Source organism: Treponema sp. UBA7570, assembly GCA_002477955.1.
Taxonomy (GTDB): domain Bacteria; phylum Spirochaetota; class Spirochaetia; order Treponematales; family Treponemataceae; genus Treponema_D.
In genome coordinates this window covers 39,316-57,818 of sequence record DLLE01000020.1, presented here as the reverse complement: position 1 = coordinate 57,818, position 18,503 = coordinate 39,316, and the positions used below count along the sequence as shown (strand labels likewise).

Here is an 18,503-nt window from a genome sequence, read left to right as displayed (position 1 = left end):
CCGCAACCAATTGCATTGTGCCCAACCTCGCTGTTTCCCATATCATCATCGCTCGGAAGTCCAACCGCAGTTCCATGAGCCTTAAGTTTTGTGTGCGGGCAATTAGCCGTAAACCAGTCCAAATACTTCATTTTAGAAGCCTTTACAGCATCGCCTTCAACATATTTTCCGTAACCAACACCGTCCATAATAACCAGAACAACCGGTCCTCGGCGTCCTTTCCAATTTGGATTCTTTTCCAAAGCATGCATTGTATCTGCCATTTTTTACTCCAAAAAGTATTCTATATACAAAATAATACTTTTTTTTACGATTTTTTACAATAATTTGTAAATCTAAAAGAAAAACATAACAGATAAATAAAAAAAACTGCTTTACTTACAGATTTGAAAAAATAATATACTTATTATAATATAAGTTCTGTCTACCAATATAAAATTTCAAACACATTTTCAGAATACACGACCACACACTTTCCTCTTAATTTTTCTTTGTCCGACGTTTTTTGGGAGTGATTATTGTGAAGTTTATTGTTTTTTCTATTTCCATTCCGCCGGCAAGATCAAATTCCCAGAAAAGTGAAGCCGTAAATGTATTTTCTGCAACTTGTGCCGTTTTTGAATTTAAATTTGGTCTTTTAAAAAGCAAAGGCTGGCAGCTTATTCCCGCTTCTTCGTTTGGTTCATAAACAAAAGAAATATTGCTTGACGTATCTGTAATCTGAACAAACGAAATGTCTCTTTTTACAACCGATTCATCAACTGTTTCGTAAGAAATTCCGTTACCGTCAGAAATCAAATCCAATTTGTATGAATTTTTATTGGCTTGAGAAAAATCTGTCTGGGCAAAATTTGATTCAACTACAAAATTCCCGCTAAAAGCAATCGGCCCTTCATTTTTTAAAATATATTGAACCATAAATCCATTGGAATTTATGAGATAACGCTTTCTTAGGCTGATTGGAATATCCAGATTTGAATATGTCCCTTCACCTTTTAGCTTTATTTCTTTTTTAGTTCCGTTAAATTCGGCTTCTCTAAAAAGTGTCTTTGAAAAAACTCCGCATCCAGCCGCCGAAAGACCTTTTTTATAATCAGAAAATTCTTCTTTGCTAAAAACATGTTCAACAAAAAGTCCGCGCTCATAGTTATCATTCACTTTGTCGAATTTCTCAATCCGGCTTAAATTGTCAGCGTAATTTTCAAGATTGTGAATTACGTTGAGTTCTGTAACCTGTCCGGCTCGTGCGCTAATGCAGGCTGTGTATTTATCCATTGAGCACAGATATTCGTTGTGCCCGTCCGCATTGTAGTCAAAAGATGTTACTGATTCCTTAAAAGGAACAGCTTCGCGAATGAATTTTTCTGCTTCCGTAAGATTTTTGTAAGCGGCTTGACGCATTCTTTTGTCAGGAAACACTCCTTCTGGAGAACACAAAAATGCCTCTCCTGTCTGCGCTTTCCAAAGCGATTTTCTGGCTGCCATTTTTCTAGCTTTGTCGCCATGACAGTTTGAAACAAGCAGTGAAATATAAAGCTCCCGGTTGTAAAGTGCGAGGCATCTTGGATATGTAATTAAAAAATTGTTTATAGAAACAGGAAGTTCCGATTTTTCTCCGGAAATTTCGTAAGGCTTTAACGCCCATTTTGCAACATCATCCCGAATGCCAATTCCTGTAAATGATGGAATAAATTCTTCTGCACGATGAATGTATTCTGTTGGAAGGCAAACTCTGACTTTTCCGGCAAATTCCCGACTTATCGACTTGTATAAATTTTCAATCCAGTTGCTTTTTAATAAAATTTCCGCGCTGTCAAATTCAAAATTTACAGAAATTACCCTTTCCTGTGCATAATAATTGTATTCATCATTCTTTGTCGAATTTTCAATTTTGTCTACGAGTTCTTTTAAATATTGTTCCGGCGAAATATTCTTTTTGATTACATTCTGCAAATTTCTGTAAACAGGCAGAACTTTTATTATTTTTCCCTGTTCGCCTAAAATTTGAGGAAGAAAATGCCGGCTTTTTTCGGGAAAAACTGAAAAATCAAGTTGAACCCATTCCATTCCGCAATTTTGAAAGCACGGAATAAGCGAGCGATCCCAAACAGAACTTAAAACAGAAATTCCGCGCGGACGTTTTCCTGTAATTCTTCTAAGTTCAACTGTCAAAAGTTCAATCTGCCCTGCTCTGTCGACCGGAGATAAAAGCGGAAAAACGGGATTGTAATAACCGCCTCCTAAAAGTTCAATTTGCTTTCTGGCAACGAGCTCATGCAGAATCTGAAGAAACTCTGGATGTTCTTTTTCAAACCATTCAAGCTGCAAACCTGTAAACGAAAATGAAAATTTTGCGGTTTGATTTTGATATAAAAATGCTATAAGTTTTTTGTAGATTTTTTGATATTGCTGTTCAAAGGTCAGAGAAGTTGAAAGAACTGTCGAATTTGCGGTCAACGACAGACATAAATTTAAGACTTTCACATCTCCTCCCATAAAAAGTCAAAATTAAAACTTCAGTTTTAGGATTAACTTTTCAAGTTGTTCCGCAACGAAGTGAGAAACAACAGATGATAAGAAAGTTTGCAACGCAAACTCTTAAAGATAAAAACAGATGCCATTTTTGGCTGTTTTTATAATGCCTCCATTTTAAACTCCGCATTAGCGACGAGCCAGCCACCGGATTGGCGAGAATCACAGTTTGTAAAAGCAACGCTTGAGCAAACTGTAATGATAAAAATTACACGGAAGCAATTTTATCGTGCTTCCTTAATTACAGCCACTTTAATTTTATGAAAAAAAAGGTTCTTACAGTGTACAACAAAACCACTAAAAAAAGAAACATTTTTTTTTATTTTTTTCAAAAACCTTTATAAAATTAGCCCGAGATTAAGCCAGGAAGCATTAAAACCGTAAATTGCTATAAAAAGAACGGCAGTTCCAAGAAGAAGCATAAAAAACGGTTTTTCACCAGCATCTTTTCGATAAATTTTAAATCGAGTTCTTAAGGCAAAGACGAATAAAATGAGAAGGTAAAAAGAAAGAACTCCAGAAACACAGATTAAAATTGTGCTTAAGAAAGAGAAGCCTTCTGTCAAACTCATCAAGACAATCATAAATGGAACGATATAGTCTTCCGTAAAATCAAAAAAACTTGTTTTTATAAGCCGGTGAATGCCGTATGAAATTGCGGCAAAAAAAATCGTCATAAAAAAAGGATATATTTCGCTTATGCCAAGTCTGGCAAAAACATATTCGTCCAACAGATAAGCAACTGATGAAACAGAAACTGTAATAAAAAGCGATTTTAAGACATCTTTTAAATAACAGCGAGGAGTTTTTCTTATGGTAAGAATTTTTTTTAATCCGACACCATAATAAAGTGCTATTGAGCCAAAAAAAAGATAAAAGAAAATGATTTCAAGCATTTTTTTCTCCTGCAAAAACGCCATTTATTTTTAGGCTGGCAAAAAAAACAAGAACTGTCAAAACCATACAGCCCGGAATTGTCGCAAAAAAGGACATAAATGAATTTCCTGCAAAAAATGGAATTTCAGGTATTTTTATTACTAAGAGCGACTGCCATTTTGGAAGCGTTATTGTTCCGAATCCTAAAGTGTCTCTTAAAACAAAAATTATAAAGCAAAATGCAGAAATGCTGAGCGATTTTTTTAATTTATCAAGGCAGCTTTCTTTTATTGATTTTTTTATTCTAAGATTAAAAACCGTTATTACAACAGCGGAAACCGCAGGCAAATAAAAAGAAAAGCCGATTGTAAGGGCTGCAACAGGGCAAAAAATGACAAGCAGCTGCTTATATAAAATTGTCAAAGCAACAAGTTCAAGAGAACAAATTCCAAGACGCAGAAATTTTACATTTAATAGATTTATTGCATAAAGCATCAGCGTCAGAAGAACTACAGAGACATTAAAATGAAGCAGCGCAAAAACTCCGTATGCAATTCTTCCTGGAAAAGAAAGAACTATTGCAAGTGTTGTCCCAATGTAAATAAGAAATTTTTTATAATCAGTCATCAAAAAGTCCTGCCTTTTGTAAAATTTTCGGCAACAAAGATTTCCAATAGCGTATATGGATTTCCTGGAAATCTGGGGTCATTGTCTGTTTTAAATTTCCATTTTCAATAGCAAATCCTGCAAATTCCGCCTCATATTCAGAGCACAGAAAAACCGTTGGCGCAGGTCCCGAAATTGTAGAAATCCGCATTATTACGGCATAATAACGGCTTGAATCGTTGTTTTTTTTACAATTAAAAACTGCCGCTCCAGGTGAAAGCTGCGATTTTAATTCGACAAAGTCTCCCGTTTTATATGTGTTTTCGGAATATTTTTCGAGAGTCTGCTCCACACTAACCTTTAGACCGTTTTTCCAGAAACTTCTTGCAAGGAAAATCATTGTAATTAGAATTGCGCAGGTTATGATAAATGCTCCTGCCAGAATACTGACTTTTATTAAAATTATTTTGTTTTTTTCGCTAAGCATTTGTTCCTTCCTCAAATTCTTTTACGCGTTCAAGAAGAATTTTTTTAACTTTTTTGATTTCGGCAATTTTTTCAATATGCTGGATAAAAAGGCTTAAAACATTCATCAAAAGAACTGTAAAAACAGCTCCTGCTGGAGAAGTTCCGGCTCCAATTATCAAATATGCAAGAACTCCGGCAAAAAAAGCATAAAATGCCTTTCCTAAAAGAGACATTGGAATTGTTCCGGCAAACTGAAGCAAATAAATCGAAGAAAAAAGGAGTCCGCTAGTGCAAAATGCAAGAAGAAGGTCGCCATGTCCGCTAAATCCAAAGAAGTATGGACCTAAAAATACTAGAATACCATAGGTTAGTAAAAAAAGTCCGGGAATCATCGCCTTTACAATATCCATCGAAATTAAAACAATCGAAGAAATCAGCGTTATAAAATTGAATCTGAATGCAGGAATTAAAGAGCCGGTGTCCCAAAAAAGAGAAATATAACCGTCTGGAATTGAAAATCCAAAAAGCGAAAAAATCGTCCTGTTAAAAAACGATGTAATTTTTGAATCAAGGGCAAGCATTGGGAATGTGCCGTTTTGAATAAGTTCCAGAGATGGATTTCTTGCAAATATAATTTCATGCGTGAGCTGCCAGTCTGGAAAGAGCGAAGTTCCCAAAATCCAGCAGATGCAGACAGAAAGACAAGGAAGATTTATCCAGCAGTCTGCAAAGCTTCCGATAAAATATCTTGAACAGACAAATACAAAAAAAACTGTAAAAAAAACAGCATAAATAGGAAATGCTGAAGGTAAAAAAAGTCCAGCTAAAATTCCTTGAATAATTGAATTGAGAAAACTGTAGGAATCTTTTCTTTTTCCGTATGTTTTTTCAAAAACTTCTGCCAAAAGTGTCGCTGCGACAGCCGCCAGAATTACAAAAAGGTTTGCCCAGCTTTTTGTTATAAAAAGCATAAAAACATGGCAAGCTAAGAATGTGAGTAAAAAAATTGCATTTGTTTTTTCAGAAAAATTCAAATATGAAAAAGGATGCAATGTAATTTTTATTTTATTTTTCATTTATTTTTCCTTTTTTTAAGAGCGCAATTGTCTGGCTTAGCGGAATTCTTGATGGGCAGACAGAATTACACAAAGAACATTCTGTGCACAAAATTGCAGTTTTTTCGATTAACTGCAATTCGCTGTTGTTGTGGTCTCTATTTTTAAAGCATCTGTAAAGAGTTTCTGGCGAAAGTCCTACAGGACAGCAGCTTAGACAGTTTCCACAACGAATGCAGCTTTGTTCTGTCTGGTTATAAAGTTGTCTGAAAGGAATAAATGCCACCGATTTTATATCTTTTGAAATTGGAATATCTATATCCGAAACAGAATTTCCTGTAATTTTTCCATTTATTATAATTTTTCCAGGTTCTCTTTTAAAACCGCCGGCCTGTTCTGCAAGTTGTCGCAAACTTGTTCCTGTTTTTACACTTATTACGGCTCCGGCGTTAAGGCAGTCTCCAGTAACTTGAATTTCTGCTGTAATTTCTGGTTTTTCCAAAACAACTGCATTGTAAACATTCAGTGCCGTAACAGAATCTATGAATAAATCGCGGTTTCCTGTATTCTTAAAAATCGAATTTTTGAGCATTTTTTTTGCTGCATTGACAATCTCGTGTATAAAACCATTTGGATATTTTTTTGCATCAATCGAAACAACTGCTGTTTCTGTTTCAAAACTGTCAGCAAAATTCTGTGGAATTGATTTATTGCTGTCAAAGGCAAAAAGAATTCCTTTTGCTTCCATTGCTTTTGCAGTAATTGCTACGCCGGTCTTTATTTTTTCAAAATAATGCTCAGTAACAAAACTGTCAGTAATTCTTGAGGGATCTTCAGAGTAAAGCCGAACTACGAGAAAACGGTCTTTTGTTTTATCAAGATTTTTTATCTGAGCATTGAGCGGCTCAGGAGAAGAAAAAGTGTTTAAAACTCCTCCCTCTTTCATTAAAAAAATCAGTGTTGAAGAATCTTTTGACTTCCATTCTTTTTCGATGATTTTTTTTCCAGTAAAAGAAAAAACTCCTTCGAGCCGGATTTTTGCGGCATAACCTTCATTTCCGTCTGCAAATTTTGAATAAACGATATTTATAACAGTTCCAGGAATCGAAGAATGAATGCAGGTATCCTGAGATTTTGCAATAACCTGCCCTTCTTTTACCGTGTCTCCGGCTTTTACGAGAATTTCAATTTCATCTTGGCTGCTTTTTTTTAGAGGAATTACAACTGTTTCTGGAATAAATCCGCTTACAGTTTTAGTAATTAATCCAGTATCTTCTGAAACGAATTTATAAATTGGCCTCATTTTTTTTATTTCCCACAAAATAATATAAAAAGAGAATCAATGGAATAAATGCAAAAAAGCTCAATACTAGAGGAACTGCTTTTTCTGAACTTGTTCCTGCGCTTTTTGTGTATCCATAAGATGTATTTTTCCCCTGCAAAAGCAGAACTTTTTCAAGGGCAGGATAATCGCTTTTGTTTATCTTATCATAAATCGAGTGAACAAAGGAAGAATCATAGGTCAAAACTTTATTTTGAGATGAAAAAATCTTCTCTTTTCCAGAGGAATTGTCTTTTCCAATAAAAAAATCTGGAATAACGATGCTCTCGCCAAAAGAATTTTGAATTTCAGTCGAAGAAGAATTCAATTTTCTGAACGGAAAAGAAACTGTAAACCAGCTCCAGTCAACAAAATCTTCAAGATTTGGAAGCATTTCAGCATCTTTTGAACTTTTTGAGTTTGAAGAAAGAGGAGCCGGAAGAAAAGGTCTTTGATCAGAGAACGAAGCCTGAGAAATTCCTGAAAAAATCGACGAAAATGCAAAAAGAAACGCTATAAAGACAAAAACAATTCCAAGCAAAAAAGAATTTGATGAGGTGACGGTTTTTACGTCTGAAGATTTTTTGATGTAAACAAAATTAAACTGAAGGTTTCCATTTTTTTTGCAGAAAAATGAATAAAATTCTTCAAAAACCTTAAGTCCGAGCCAACCGCCTGCAAAAGAAACTGCAAATAAAAATGAACTTAAAACCGACGAAAAAGCAAGCGCAGTAAAAGAAAAAACAATCATTGGCATTATAAAAACAGCGTTTTTCGAATCTTTAAAAAAACCGTCTCTGCCGTAAATTTTTACGAGAAGAAAATTTGCAAAAAGTGAAAGAAAAATTGCTCCGCAGACTGTGTACAAAGGTCTTGTAATCGACAAAACAAGAAGCTCCAGAGAGACTATAAGAAATTTAAATTTCTGTTTAGAAAAATAAAAGAGAACAGCGAAAAAAATAAAAGCTAAAAAAGGACAAATCCACGGAAAAACGGCTCCCCCGTCACATGACGCAAAGGTTTGTGAAAATCCGTTTATTTCGTAAACTGCATTTTTCAGAGCGGAAGTGTTTTTTTCTGGAACATAAAATACAAAATATGTAGAAGATTTGTCTCTAAAAAATCCGTTCTTTCTGTAAATATATGAATTTTTCGGCTGAACTTGGATAGGTGAAAATTCTGAATAGACAGGGCTTTTCTGGTTCACCCTGCTCACGACATTTTTGCAGCCGTTTTTTTCAAGAATTGAACAGATATTTTGTTCAGAAAGTTTTTCGGACTTTACATAAAGAAGCCGCCAGCCTTTCCAAAGCTGGCTTTCTGGAACAGCGCGAAAACAGATTACAAAAAAAAAGGTCAATGCAAATAAAGCAGAAGAAGCCAGAAGTTTTGTCGAAATTTTCATTGCAGCCTACAAAACTAAAAAACCGATACCGACAAAAAAACCAAGAATACAGCCAACGATAACTTCCATCGGAGAATGTCCTTGAACTTCTTTTAGATTTTTGTATTCCTGGACAAGTCCCTGATCTTTTAAAAGATTTCCGATTCTGTTAATCATATTTGCCTGAATTCCATTTGCTCTTCTTACACCGACAGCATCGCGGATTGTAACCATAAAAAAACAGAAAGAAAGAACAAACAGTCCGGAATTGAATCCTTCCGTAATTCCAATGCAAGTACAAAGGCAGGCGACAAGGGCGCTATGGCTTGAAGGCATTCCTCCGGTTCGCCATATCAGAAGTTCAACAAGCTCTTTTATGCTGTGGACTTTTCCAGCAAAAAGTTTTATGAGTGTTTTTAAAAACTGAGCAAGAAACCAACTGGAAACACAGGCAAGAAATATCGGAGAAGACAAAAGAGTTTGAAACTGTACCCATACACCTTTAAACATACTCATTATTTTATCGGTATGCGCATTTTTGTCTAGTTATTTAAGCATTTTATGCAGACATTTTATATTGAGCTTGTACAAGCTTTGTTTGTCAAAATTGAAATTTTTATAGGTTCTGTTTATAGTTTATAAGTTATGGAATTTATTCGCTTAAAAACTGGAAAAGATGATGAAGGAAGAAGACTCGACAGAATTGCAAAAAAACTTCTCTCAGAAGAAAATCTTTCGCAGCTTTATAAGGCTCTCAGAAACGGATTGATAAAGGTCAATGAAAAAAAACAGAAAGGCGAATATAGAATTCAAAAAGGCGATGAAATAAAAATAGCCTCGTTTTTAGCGGAAACCGCGCTTCTAACAGACAAAAAAAATCAAAAAAAAATCACTTCTCTTCCAGAAGGATGGATAGTGCTTCGTACTCAAGAACTTCTTTTTTTAAACAAGCCTTACGATCTTCCTGTTCAAAAGTCAAAAGCCGGCGAACTGGCTCTCAATGTTTTTGTCCAAGAAGATTACGATTTTTTTAATTCTAAAAATGCTCAAAAGAGTCTTTCATTTAGAACAGGTCCTTTGCATCGTCTTGACAGAAGAACTACAGGGCTTATTGCTTTTAGCCAAAATCTCGAAGGTGCGCAGGAGTTTTCTAAGGCAATTCAGGAACACAAAATAAAAAAAACTTATATTGCAATCATTGAAGGCGCTTTGGGAAAAACAGAAATATGGACAGAAAAAATCAGCAGAAATGAAAAAGACTTAAATAGTTCAAAATTTCATACAGTTTCTGTAAATTCCGATTCAAAAAATTCAAAGGAAAGCTATACAACGGTAATTCCGGTTGCGTACGGAGAATATAAAGGCATTCAGGTTACTTTCGTAAAATTCGTAATTTCTACAGGAAGAACTCATCAAATTCGCGCAACGAGTGCTTACCACGCGCATCCTCTGCTTGGAGATACAGTTTACGGAGCAAAACAGATTTCAGAAAAACAAAATCTTTTTCTCCATTCTTATTCTTTGGAATTTCAGGAAAATCTATTCAACCTTCCGAAAAAAATAGTTTGTCCTCCAGGAGAAAATTTCGTTTCAGTTTTAAAATCCTCCTTGATAAACTTGCCTTGTGAATTATAATATGGGTATGAATATTGGAGAAATTCTTAATTTTAAACAAAAGCCTCTTCAAGTTTTTGCATTTTTCGGTCCATCTGGCACAGGAAAAAGTTTTCGCGCAAAGCTTGTCGCTCAAAAATATCATATAAAGGCGATAATTGATGACGGGCTTTTGATTTATGAAGACAATATTCTTGCCGGGCATTCCGCAAAACTTGAAAAAAGTTATATGGGGGCAGTTCGCGTTGCGCTTTTCGATGACAAAAAGCACAGAGACAGCGTAGCTCTTGCAATTCAGAAAAAACAGATAAAAAAAATTCTGCTGCTCGGCACAAGCGAAAAGATGGTCAATAAGATTGCAATGCGCCTTCAAATTCCTCTTCCGGAAAAATATATAAGAATCGAAGACATTGCCACTCCTCAGCAAATTGAAGAAGCCCGTATAAGCCGGCAGATTGAAGGAAAGCATGTAATTCCAGTCCGCTCGTACGAGGTAAAAGAAGCTGGAAATTATTCAAGAATTTTTGTTTCAAAAGTAAAAGTCAGCCTTTCAAAAAGAAAGTTTTTCCGTCATTTTTTCAAAACAGAAGAAAAGAAAACTACGGTCGAAGTAAATGCAAAGCTTTTTGAAAAATCTGTAGTCCGCCCGGCCTTCTCAGTTACTGCAAGAAAAAATATTTCTCAGGCTCATCTTGCAGGCCTTGCAGGAGATGCAGTTAAGAAATTTAACAGCTTAATCCGCTTAAAAAGTTTGAACATAAAGGCGGACAAGACAGGATACCGTTTTTTTGTGACGATAGATGTTCCTTTTGGAGAACCGCTTACAGAATTGAGTAAAAATTTAAAAAATTACGTGACTTCGTCAATCGAAAAAAATGCGGGAATTCTCCTTGAGGATATTTCGATTATTGTAGACCATATTTTGGTTTCGGATTTAAAGACTGCATAAAAAAACACCTTAAAAAACGCAATTAGCGTCTGTATTTCAAGGTGTTTTTTCTTGGATTTATTTTTTTTATTTATCTTATCTCGGCAATTTTTTCTTCTGCCGGAAGAAATTTTACAGTTTTTCGAACTTTAAATGCGCTTTTTGGGATTTTTATTGCGACTCCGAGTGTTTTTAAAGCCAGACGAATTGCGTATTCAAGTTCTGTGCGCTGTGGATTTATTGGAAGAACAAAATTTCTTACCTGAGCCCAAGTTTTTAAATAAAGTTCGCCAGTTGCCGTTTTTCCAGAAATTTCTTTTTTCCAGTCTGTAAGCGTATCGACAAAATCAATAATCAGATAGAACAGTTTTTGTCCGAGCCTTACAGTTTTGTCTTTTTGAACTATTTTGTCCATTTCTGCAAGGTGCTTCATATAGCTTTGTTCAAATTTTTTTGACTGATACATCATGCTGCTTGCGTTCGGCTGAAGGTACATATAAAGATCAGTCTTAAGGCAGGCTGCTATAATTTCAGATGAATGGCCAGAATTCAAAATTTTCAGCATTTCTTCTGTCAAACGGCTTGGACTTACAGGAAGCAAGAGATGCGCACTTTTCCTGATTTTGTGTTTTAATGCAAAGCCCATTTTGCAGCTGCAGGTCGAACTGTATTTTACTGCGCGCAACATTCTGACAGGATCTTCTTCAAAAATTCTGTTCAAAGGAATTACAGGTCTTAAAATATGATTTTTTATATCCTGCACTCCGCCGACATAATCGATAATCTGCTCTTTTGAAGGATCATAATAAAGAGCGTTTAGAGTAAAATCACGGCGCTGAACATCTTCTTCAATCGAACCAAAACTGTTTCCTACACTTCCGTCAACTGTCGAGCGGAAAGTTGAAACTTCAAAAATCTTTTCCCCGAAAAAAACATGGACAAGTCTGAATCTCTTTCCAATAATCCGGGAATTTCTAAAAAGTTTTTTAATTTTGCTTGGAGTTGCATTTGTAACAATGTCAAAATCTTTTGGAGTTTTTCCAGTAAGCAAATCTCTTACTGCCCCTCCGACGATGTAAGTGTTAAAGCCACATTCTTTTAAATGAAAAACAACTCTAAGGCAGTCTGCGTCAATTTTGTCTAAAGAAATTTTATGTTCTTTTTTTGTATAAATAGCGGCGGTTTTTACAGGCCGTCCACGTCCGTCTTTGGAATATCTGTATAACACAATGCTCCTATTCTAACGAATTGATTTATTATGCTCAATAATGGTAGAATAATAGTATAGGACTTGTATTGTTCTTGAAATTGAAAACTATGGGAGTTTTTTTATGAAGGGTATAATTCTTGCAGGAGGAAGCGGAACCCGTCTTTATCCGCTCACAAGGGCTGTTAGCAAGCAGATTCTTCCAGTTTATGACAAACCTATGATTTACTATCCGCTAAGCTGTCTTATGCTTGCAGGAATCCGCGAAGTTTTGATAATTTCAACTCCACGCGATTTGCCGGTTTTTAAGGAGCTTTTTGGCGATGGATGCCAGCTCGGAATGAAATTTGAATACGCGGTTCAGGACAAACCGAGAGGTCTTGCAGATGCTTTTATTGTTGGAAAAGAATTCATCGGAAGCGACAGCGTTGCTCTTGTTCTCGGCGATAACATTTTTTACGGCCAGCGCTTTTCAGAAAGCCTTTTAAATGCTCGCAAACGAGTGGAAACAGAAGGCGGAGCGACAATTTTCGGTTATTTTGTAAAAGATCCGACAGCCTACGGAGTTGTTGAATTTGACAAAAACGGAAAAGCTCTCGGAATTGAAGAAAAACCCGCAAAACCAAAATCAAACTATGCAGTTCCTGGACTTTATTTTTATGACAACAGCGTTGTAAAAATTGCAGAAAATGTAAAGCCTTCTGCCCGTGGTGAAATCGAAATCACTTCTGTTAATAATGAATATTTGGTTCAGCAAAAACTCAACGTAGAAATTCTGGGACGCGGTTTTGCCTGGCTTGATACAGGAACATACGAAGGCCTTTCAGAAGCCGGAAATTTCATCGAAACAATTCAAAAACGTCAGGGAATGTATGTTGCTTGTATAGAAGAAATTGCATTTAACAACGGCTGGATTACAAAAGATGCGCTTCTTGAAATTGCAAAAGGCTTTAAAACCGATTACGGCTCTTATTTAAAATATATTGCGGAGAATTTTTAATGTCTTTTGAGTTCAATAAATGCCCAATTGAAGGATTATGGGAAATTCAGCCAAAAATTTTTGGAGATGCCCGTGGTTACTTTGCAGAAACATATTCAGAAAAAGACTTTTTTGAAGCCGGTCTTACAATGAAGTTCGTTCAGGACAATCAGAGCGCTAGCAAAGGAGGCGTTTTGCGCGGGCTGCATTTTCAGACAAAGCATCCTCAAGGAAAACTCGTTCGTGCGCTTGAAGGAAAAGTTTACGATGTTGCTGTAGATTTACGAAACGGCTCTCCTGCTTTTGGAAAATCTTACGGAGTTGTTCTTGATTCTCAGAAAAACAATATGTTTTACATTCCGGAAGGTTTTGCGCACGGTTTTTATGTAATTAGCGATTTTGCAGTTTTTACATATAAATGTACGGATTTTTATCATCCGGAAGATGAAGCTGGTCTTATGTGGAACGACAAGACTATTAGCATTGACTGGCATTCAATCTGTGGAGATGTAGAGCCTCTTTTGAGCGAAAAAGACAAAAAACATCCAGCCTTTGATTTTTCAAAAAAATATTTTGATATGAGCGCCCATTGGATTGGAGAAAACTGAGATGATTTGGGTTCTAGGTTGCAGGGGAATGCTCGGTTCTCAGCTTTGTGAGCTTTTTCAAAAGAATAAAATTGCTTATGCAGGAACAGGCAGCGAAGTCGATGTCGCAGATTTTTCTGAGCTTGAAAATTTTGCGAATAAACTTGAGATAAGTTCTGGTTCTAAAATCGATTTTATCGTAAATTGTTCTGCTTATACGGCTGTTGACAAGGCAGAAGACGAAAAAGAATCTGCTCAAAAAATTAATTCGGCAGGACCTCTTAATTTGGCGCGGATTGCTGAAAAAAAAGACGCTGCAATTATTCACATAAGCACAGATTACGTTTTTGACGGAAATGCTGTTCAGCCAATTTTGGAAACTGAAAAAAAATCTCCGGCCAGCGTTTATGGAAAAACAAAAGCCAGTGGCGAAGACAATATAATTTCATCAACTCAAAGGTATTATATTCTTCGTACAGCGTGGCTCTACGGTTTTTATGGAAAGAATTTTGTATACACAATGACAAAAGCCATGAACAGCAGGGAAAGCGTCAGAGTTGTCTGCGACCAAAAAGGAACTCCGACAAACTGTTCGACTTTAGCTCAAGTCATTTTTGAAATTTGCAACAAAAAAACTGTTCCATACGGAATTTACAACGTGACCGATGCCGGCCAGACCACCTGGTTTGATTTTTGCAGAGAAATTTATTCACTTGGAACAAAATACGGACGAATTTCAAATAACTGCGCAATCAACAGCTGCACGACAGACGATTATCCTGTAAAGGCAAAGCGTCCTGCTTACAGCGTGCTTGATACTTCAAAAATCCAGTCAGCTTTGAACATAAAACTTCCAGATTGGAAACTTTCTCTCGAAGATTTTATAAAAGATGAAAGGTTTAGTGTAAAATAGTCAAATTTTTTTATTTTATGCTTTTTATTATGCACGAGGAGATAAGATAAAAACAGCCGAAAATGTCGTCTGTTTTTATCCTAAAAAGTTTGCGTTGCAAACTTTCTTATCATCGGTTGTTTCTCAGTTCGTTGCGAAACAACTTAAAAAGTCAATCCTAAAACTGAAGTTTTAATCTTGACTTTTTATGGGAGAAAAATATGAGAAAACTTAAGAATGTGCTTGTTACAGGCGGAGCCGGCTTTATCGGTTCAAACTTTATTCATTATCTTTTTGGAAAATCAACAAGCGGCGAGAAGGCCTTTGAAGATGCAAATTTTTCAGGAAGAATAATCAACGTTGACTGCCTTACTTACGCAGGAAATGGAGAAACTCTAGAAGACATTGACAAAACTTTTGGTTCAGGCGAAAAAGATCCTTCAAAACGCCGTTATTTTTTTGAAAAAGTAAACATCTGTGATAGAAGCGAGATCGAAAGAATTTTTAAGCAGTATGATATTGATACAGTTGTTCATTTTGCGGCAGAAAGCCATGTAGACCGCTCGATTTTGGGACCTGAAACTTTTATAAAAACGAACATATTCGGTACTTATACTCTTTTGGATGTTGCCCGCAGCTACTGGGGAGTAAGTCTCGACAATCCTCGCGACGATGTTCTGTTCCACCATATTTCTACTGATGAAGTTTACGGTTCTTTGGGACCTACGGGATATTTTACAGAAAAAACTGCTTATGATCCCCGTTCACCTTATTCTTCAAGCAAAGCTTCGAGCGACCATCTTGTAATGGCGTATTATCACACTTACGGGCTTCCAATTACTCTTTCAAACTGTACAAACAATTACGGTCCGTATCAGTTCCCGGAAAAACTTATTCCGCTGATGATTTTAAATATGCAGGAAAAGAAAAATCTTCCTGTCTATGGCGAAGGAAAAAATATCCGCGACTGGATTTATGTTGAAGATCACAACCGCGCAGTTTGGCTCATTTTGAATAATGGAAAAACAGGCGAAAAATACAATATCGGCGGCGAAAATGAATGGCAGAATATTACGCTTCTCGACAAGCTTATCGAGCTTACAGCTAAAGAAACCGACATGAGCGAATCTGACATAAAAAACACCATTACTCACGTAAAAGACAGACCTGGACATGACCAGCGTTATGCAATCGATTGTACAAAAATAAAAACTGAACTCGGCTGGGAAAGAAAAATGTCTTTTGAGCAGGGACTTTTGCTGACTGTAAAATGGAACCTGAACAATAAAGCTTGGATTAACCATATTCTTTCAGGAGAATATCTTAACTGGGTAGAAAAAAACTATTCAAAAAGATAAATCTGAATAAAACAAAAGGCTGTCTTATGGAAACAACTTCATAAAGACAGCCTTTTTTATTCTTTAATCTGATTTGAAAAAGTTACAGGTCTTTTCCAGTGATTTTTTTTACACATTCGTGATAGAGCTTTGAAGTTTCTGCAACAACTTCTGCTGGAACGCTTTTTATCGTCGGATCACCGGCAAGGTTGTTTTCTTTGAGCCAGTCGCGGATAAACTGCTTGTCGTAGCTTGCAGGACTTGTTCCTGCTTTGTAAGTTTCTGCATTCCAGAAGCGGCTTGAATCTGGAGTCAAAACTTCATCGCCAAGAACAAGCTCTCCGTTCTCGTCAAGACCGAATTCAAATTTTGTGTCTGCAATTATGATCCCGTTTTTGAGCGCATGTTCATAACATTTTTTGTAAATTGCAAGTGCTGTTTTTTCGATTTTGCTTCCAAGGTCTTTTCCGGGAAACTTTTCATCAAGATCTTTTTTCATGTAATCGATTGTCACGTTTATATCGTGGCCTTCGGCGGCTTTTGTTGATGGAGTTACAATCGGCTCGTCAAGTTTTTCTGCCTGTTTGTACTCTTTGTCAAAACTGTGGCCAAGAAATGGTTCGCCCTTTTTGTAGGCCTCGTACATAGAACCGAACATGTAGCCGCGGACAATTACTTCGTAAGGAATCATCTTGAGTTTTTTTACGAGGATTGTGCGTCCTTCAAATTCCGGGCTATTGAATTCTTTCGGCATATCCTTTAAATCTGAAGAAATCATATGGTTTTTTACAATATCTTTTGTAAAGTCAAACCAAAAGTTAGAAAGAGCATTTAATACCTTGCCCTTGTCTGTAATCATTGTAGGAAGAATTACATCAAATGCTGAAATTCTGTCCGTTGTAACGATAACCATACGGCCGTCTTCAAGATCGTAAACTTCACGAACTTTTCCACTGATAATCTTTTTCATATCTTACCTCATTTTATATGAATAAATATTTTCTAAAATTGAACCGCAATTTTTGCGCAGCTACTGCTCAATTGCCTTTACTGCCGAGCGAACAAGCGAACTTTCGCCTTTTTTCATGACGAGAAGCTTTCCGTTTTTTGCAACGACAATTAAGTCCTTAACTCCGCATAAGCTTACTGGAATATCTGAATAAACAAAATTGTTTGCACATTCAACCTGAACGACTTTGTTGTTCAAAGGATTTGTGCAAAGTTCACTGAAAGTGTCCCAGCTGCCAACGTCTGTCCACTTGAATGTAGCTTTTACGACCGCTGCATTCTCAGATTTTTCGGCAATAGCCTTGTCAACGGCAATTGATGGAACGTCTTGATAAGTGATTTCCATTTCCGGCCAGTTTTTTATTACATAAACTCCATTAACCTGCTTTAGAGAAGGTTTTTTGCCTTTTGTAACGGCTTCAAAGGCATTGCTTATTTTTGGAGTGCACGAAAGCATTTCGTTCAGGAACATTTTTCCTTCAAAGGCAAACATTCCCGAATTCCAAAAATAATTGCCCGACTCAAAATATTGTTTTGCGGTTTCTTCGTCAGGTTTTTCTTTAAAATTTTCGATTTTAAAAGTGTGGTTTTCGCCAGTTAAGTCTTTTCCGGCCTTTATGTAGCCGTAACCTGTCGCTGGCTGTGTTGGCGCAATTGCAAAGCAGACAAATTTGCCTTTTTCGGCTGCGTTGGCCGCATTTTTACAGTCTTTTGCAAACTGGCTTACTGGAGTGATTACGTGATCGCTTGTAAGCACAAGAAAAGTGTGGGAAGAATCTGGTTCAAGTTTGTTTATTAAACTTACACCAAGCATGATTGCCGCTGAAGTGTGCTTTGGCGCAGGTTCTGCCAGGACTATTGATTCTGCAAGAAGTTTTCTTGCGTCCATTTCTTCTGAACGATCTGCCAGTTTTTTTATCTGCAGAGTACATTCATTTTCAATATCTTTCCTGGTAACGACTACGATTTTCCCAGAAATTTTTAATGCGAGCGCGCGTATTAAACTTTCCTGCAAAAAAGAAATATTGTCGTTTAAGGCCATAAATTGTTTTGGATGAGTTGGACTAGAAGCCGGCCACAAACGTTCTCCAAAACCACCGGCCATGATAATAACATCTGTAATCATTTTAGCCTTCGTTATTTGTCAAAAAGGTCGATTCTTCTTTGGTGACGGCCGCCTTCAAATTCTGTTTCGAGAAATTTATCGGCAATCATTTCCGCCATTTCGTAGGCGATGATTCTTGCGCCCATGCACAGCACATTTGCATTGTTGTGGCGGCGTGTGTATTCTGCCATTACAAGGTCAGTGCACAAAGCTGCACGGATTCCTTTGTGCTTGTTAGAAGCCATGCTCATTCCGATTCCTGTTCCGCAGATTAAAATTCCGCAGTAAGCCTGATTTGAATCGACTAAGTCGCCTACTTTTTCTGCAAAAACCGGATAGTCGACGCTGTCTCCAGTGTCAGTTCCAACATTGATTACTTCAAATCCTTTTGATTTTAAATGTTCGATTAAGCGGGCCTTGTACAAATAGCCTGCATGGTCGGCACCGATTGCTATAGTTTTAGACATTGTTCATTCCTGTAAAATGAAATTTGATTGAATTATGACGAAAACTTTAGCATAAATTGCGTTTTTTGTCAGCAGAGCAATGTTCTTGTAGTGTCAGAATGAATGAAAAAAAATATCTAAAAAAAAGGAAAATATAT

The 18,503-nt window shown here is 36.5% G+C and carries 18 protein-coding genes and 1 pseudogene; 6 read left to right on the top strand and 13 right to left on the bottom strand.

All coding sequences use genetic code 11. The annotated features are described in order from the left end of the window. The 9 genes and pseudogenes from B4N75_RS02140 to B4N75_RS02100 form a co-directional block, all read right to left on the bottom strand. Nucleotides 1-263 (bottom strand): annotated as a pseudogene (locus B4N75_RS02140) (2,3-bisphosphoglycerate-independent phosphoglycerate mutase); the annotation flags it as partial. A gap of 217 nt (nt 264-480) precedes the next feature. Then, nucleotides 481-2,484, bottom strand: a complete 2,004-nt coding sequence (locus B4N75_RS02135; RefSeq protein ID WP_296666548.1) for an alpha-amylase/4-alpha-glucanotransferase domain-containing protein — start codon at nt 2,482-2,484, stop codon at nt 481-483. A 386-nt stretch (nt 2,485-2,870) separates the two neighbouring features. Beyond that, entirely contained in the window at nt 2,871-3,428 is a 558-nt protein-coding gene (locus tag B4N75_RS02130; protein WP_296022629.1) for a hypothetical protein, read from the bottom strand. Then, complete coding sequence (locus B4N75_RS02125) at nt 3,421-4,035, bottom strand: hypothetical protein (protein WP_296706487.1); 615 nt, start codon at nt 4,033-4,035, stop codon at nt 3,421-3,423. Before B4N75_RS02125 ends, B4N75_RS02130 begins: the two co-directional genes overlap by 8 nt. After that, nucleotides 4,028-4,501, bottom strand: coding sequence for a hypothetical protein (locus B4N75_RS02120; protein WP_296706486.1), 474 nt, complete (start codon nt 4,499-4,501; stop codon nt 4,028-4,030). Before B4N75_RS02120 ends, B4N75_RS02125 begins: the two co-directional genes overlap by 8 nt. After that, complete coding sequence (locus tag B4N75_RS02115) at nt 4,494-5,558, bottom strand: RnfABCDGE type electron transport complex subunit D (RefSeq protein ID WP_296668667.1); 1,065 nt, start codon at nt 5,556-5,558, stop codon at nt 4,494-4,496. Before B4N75_RS02115 ends, B4N75_RS02120 begins: the two co-directional genes overlap by 8 nt. Then, nucleotides 5,548-6,840, bottom strand: coding sequence for a hypothetical protein (locus tag B4N75_RS02110; protein WP_296668665.1), 1,293 nt, complete (start codon nt 6,838-6,840; stop codon nt 5,548-5,550). The genes B4N75_RS02115 and B4N75_RS02110 overlap by 11 nt, the downstream gene beginning before the upstream one ends. Beyond that, nucleotides 6,824-8,263 (bottom strand): hypothetical protein, encoded by a 1,440-nt coding sequence (locus B4N75_RS02105; protein ID WP_296706484.1) that lies wholly within the window; start codon nt 8,261-8,263, stop codon nt 6,824-6,826. The genes B4N75_RS02110 and B4N75_RS02105 overlap by 17 nt, the downstream gene beginning before the upstream one ends. A 6-nt stretch (nt 8,264-8,269) precedes the next feature. After that, on the bottom strand, nt 8,270-8,758 hold the full coding sequence (locus B4N75_RS02100; protein WP_296022623.1) for a divergent PAP2 family protein: 489 nt from the start codon (nt 8,756-8,758) through the stop codon (nt 8,270-8,272). 129 nt (nt 8,759-8,887) lie between these two features. Here B4N75_RS02100 and B4N75_RS02095 point away from each other — a divergent pair, with 129 nt between their 5' ends. Together B4N75_RS02095 and B4N75_RS02090 are read left to right on the top strand one after the other, a co-directional pair. Next, entirely contained in the window at nt 8,888-9,877 is a 990-nt protein-coding gene (locus tag B4N75_RS02095) for an RluA family pseudouridine synthase (protein WP_296668662.1), read from the top strand. Between the two features lies 1 nt (nt 9,878). Next, a complete protein-coding gene (locus B4N75_RS02090) occupies nt 9,879-10,805 on the top strand; it encodes a hypothetical protein (protein ID WP_296022621.1) in 927 nt (308 codons plus the stop codon). 70 nt (nt 10,806-10,875) lie between these two features. Here B4N75_RS02090 and pcnB read toward each other — a convergent pair whose 3' ends face one another. Then, entirely contained in the window at nt 10,876-12,012 is a 1,137-nt protein-coding gene (gene pcnB / locus B4N75_RS02085) for a polynucleotide adenylyltransferase PcnB (RefSeq protein WP_296668661.1), read from the bottom strand. Between the two features lie 103 nt (nt 12,013-12,115). Here pcnB and rfbA point away from each other — a divergent pair, with 103 nt between their 5' ends. The 4 genes from rfbA to rfbB all read left to right on the top strand — a co-directional run bounded on the left by rfbA (nt 12,116) and on the right by rfbB (nt 15,807). After that, complete coding sequence (gene rfbA, locus B4N75_RS02080; RefSeq protein WP_296706482.1) at nt 12,116-12,991, top strand: glucose-1-phosphate thymidylyltransferase RfbA; 876 nt, start codon at nt 12,116-12,118, stop codon at nt 12,989-12,991. Continuing rightward, a complete protein-coding gene (gene rfbC, locus B4N75_RS02075; protein WP_296668659.1) occupies nt 12,991-13,578 on the top strand; it encodes a dTDP-4-dehydrorhamnose 3,5-epimerase in 588 nt (195 codons plus the stop codon). Before rfbA ends, rfbC begins: the two co-directional genes overlap by 1 nt. A 1-nt stretch (nt 13,579) precedes the next feature. Next, nucleotides 13,580-14,470, top strand: coding sequence for a dTDP-4-dehydrorhamnose reductase (gene rfbD / locus B4N75_RS02070; protein ID WP_296706480.1), 891 nt, complete (start codon nt 13,580-13,582; stop codon nt 14,468-14,470). 200 nt (nt 14,471-14,670) lie between these two features. Beyond that, on the top strand, nt 14,671-15,807 hold the full coding sequence (gene rfbB / locus B4N75_RS02065) for a dTDP-glucose 4,6-dehydratase (RefSeq protein ID WP_296706478.1): 1,137 nt from the start codon (nt 14,671-14,673) through the stop codon (nt 15,805-15,807). Nucleotides 15,808-15,889: 82 nt separating this feature from the next. Here rfbB and B4N75_RS02060 read toward each other — a convergent pair whose 3' ends face one another. From B4N75_RS02060 to rpiB, 3 genes are read right to left on the bottom strand one after another with little or no spacing between them, the layout of a single operon-like run. Beyond that, on the bottom strand, nt 15,890-16,756 hold the full coding sequence (locus B4N75_RS02060) for a phosphoribosylaminoimidazolesuccinocarboxamide synthase (protein ID WP_296668654.1): 867 nt from the start codon (nt 16,754-16,756) through the stop codon (nt 15,890-15,892). A gap of 60 nt (nt 16,757-16,816) precedes the next feature. Next, the gene (locus B4N75_RS02055; RefSeq protein ID WP_296022614.1) at nt 16,817-17,920 is read right to left on the bottom strand and encodes a mannose-1-phosphate guanylyltransferase; all 1,104 of its coding nucleotides are present in this window, start codon (nt 17,918-17,920) and stop codon (nt 16,817-16,819) included. Nucleotides 17,921-17,931: 11 nt separating this feature from the next. Further along, a complete protein-coding gene (rpiB, locus tag B4N75_RS02050; protein ID WP_296022613.1) occupies nt 17,932-18,366 on the bottom strand; it encodes a ribose 5-phosphate isomerase B in 435 nt (144 codons plus the stop codon). Nucleotides 18,367-18,503: the final 137 nt, after the last annotated feature.

Excerpts from the sequence above, each read along its gene's own strand:
- B4N75_RS02130 (WP_296022629.1), bottom strand. The coding sequence starts at position 3,428 with ATGCTTGAAATCATTTTCTTTTATCTTTTTTTTGGCTCAATAGCACTT.
- B4N75_RS02125 (WP_296706487.1), bottom strand. The coding sequence starts at position 4,035 with ATGACTGATTATAAAAAATTTCTTATTTACATTGGGACAACACTTGCA.
- B4N75_RS02120 (WP_296706486.1), bottom strand. The coding sequence starts at position 4,501 with ATGCTTAGCGAAAAAAACAAAATAATTTTAATAAAAGTCAGTATTCTG.
- B4N75_RS02115 (WP_296668667.1), bottom strand. The coding sequence starts at position 5,558 with ATGAAAAATAAAATAAAAATTACATTGCATCCTTTTTCATATTTGAAT.
- B4N75_RS02110 (WP_296668665.1), bottom strand. The coding sequence starts at position 6,840 with ATGAGGCCAATTTATAAATTCGTTTCAGAAGATACTGGATTAATTACT.
- B4N75_RS02105 (WP_296706484.1), bottom strand. The coding sequence starts at position 8,263 with ATGAAAATTTCGACAAAACTTCTGGCTTCTTCTGCTTTATTTGCATTG.
- B4N75_RS02100 (WP_296022623.1), bottom strand. The coding sequence starts at position 8,758 with ATGAGTATGTTTAAAGGTGTATGGGTACAGTTTCAAACTCTTTTGTCT.
- B4N75_RS02095 (WP_296668662.1), top strand. The coding sequence starts at position 8,888 with ATGGAATTTATTCGCTTAAAAACTGGAAAAGATGATGAAGGAAGAAGA.
- B4N75_RS02090 (WP_296022621.1), top strand. The coding sequence starts at position 9,879 with ATGGGTATGAATATTGGAGAAATTCTTAATTTTAAACAAAAGCCTCTT.
- rfbA (WP_296706482.1), top strand. The coding sequence starts at position 12,116 with ATGAAGGGTATAATTCTTGCAGGAGGAAGCGGAACCCGTCTTTATCCG.
- rfbC (WP_296668659.1), top strand. The coding sequence starts at position 12,991 with ATGTCTTTTGAGTTCAATAAATGCCCAATTGAAGGATTATGGGAAATT.
- rfbD (WP_296706480.1), top strand. The coding sequence starts at position 13,580 with ATGATTTGGGTTCTAGGTTGCAGGGGAATGCTCGGTTCTCAGCTTTGT.
- rfbB (WP_296706478.1), top strand. The coding sequence starts at position 14,671 with ATGAGAAAACTTAAGAATGTGCTTGTTACAGGCGGAGCCGGCTTTATC.
- B4N75_RS02060 (WP_296668654.1), bottom strand. The coding sequence starts at position 16,756 with ATGAAAAAGATTATCAGTGGAAAAGTTCGTGAAGTTTACGATCTTGAA.
- B4N75_RS02055 (WP_296022614.1), bottom strand. The coding sequence starts at position 17,920 with ATGATTACAGATGTTATTATCATGGCCGGTGGTTTTGGAGAACGTTTG.
- rpiB (WP_296022613.1), bottom strand. The coding sequence starts at position 18,366 with ATGTCTAAAACTATAGCAATCGGTGCCGACCATGCAGGCTATTTGTAC.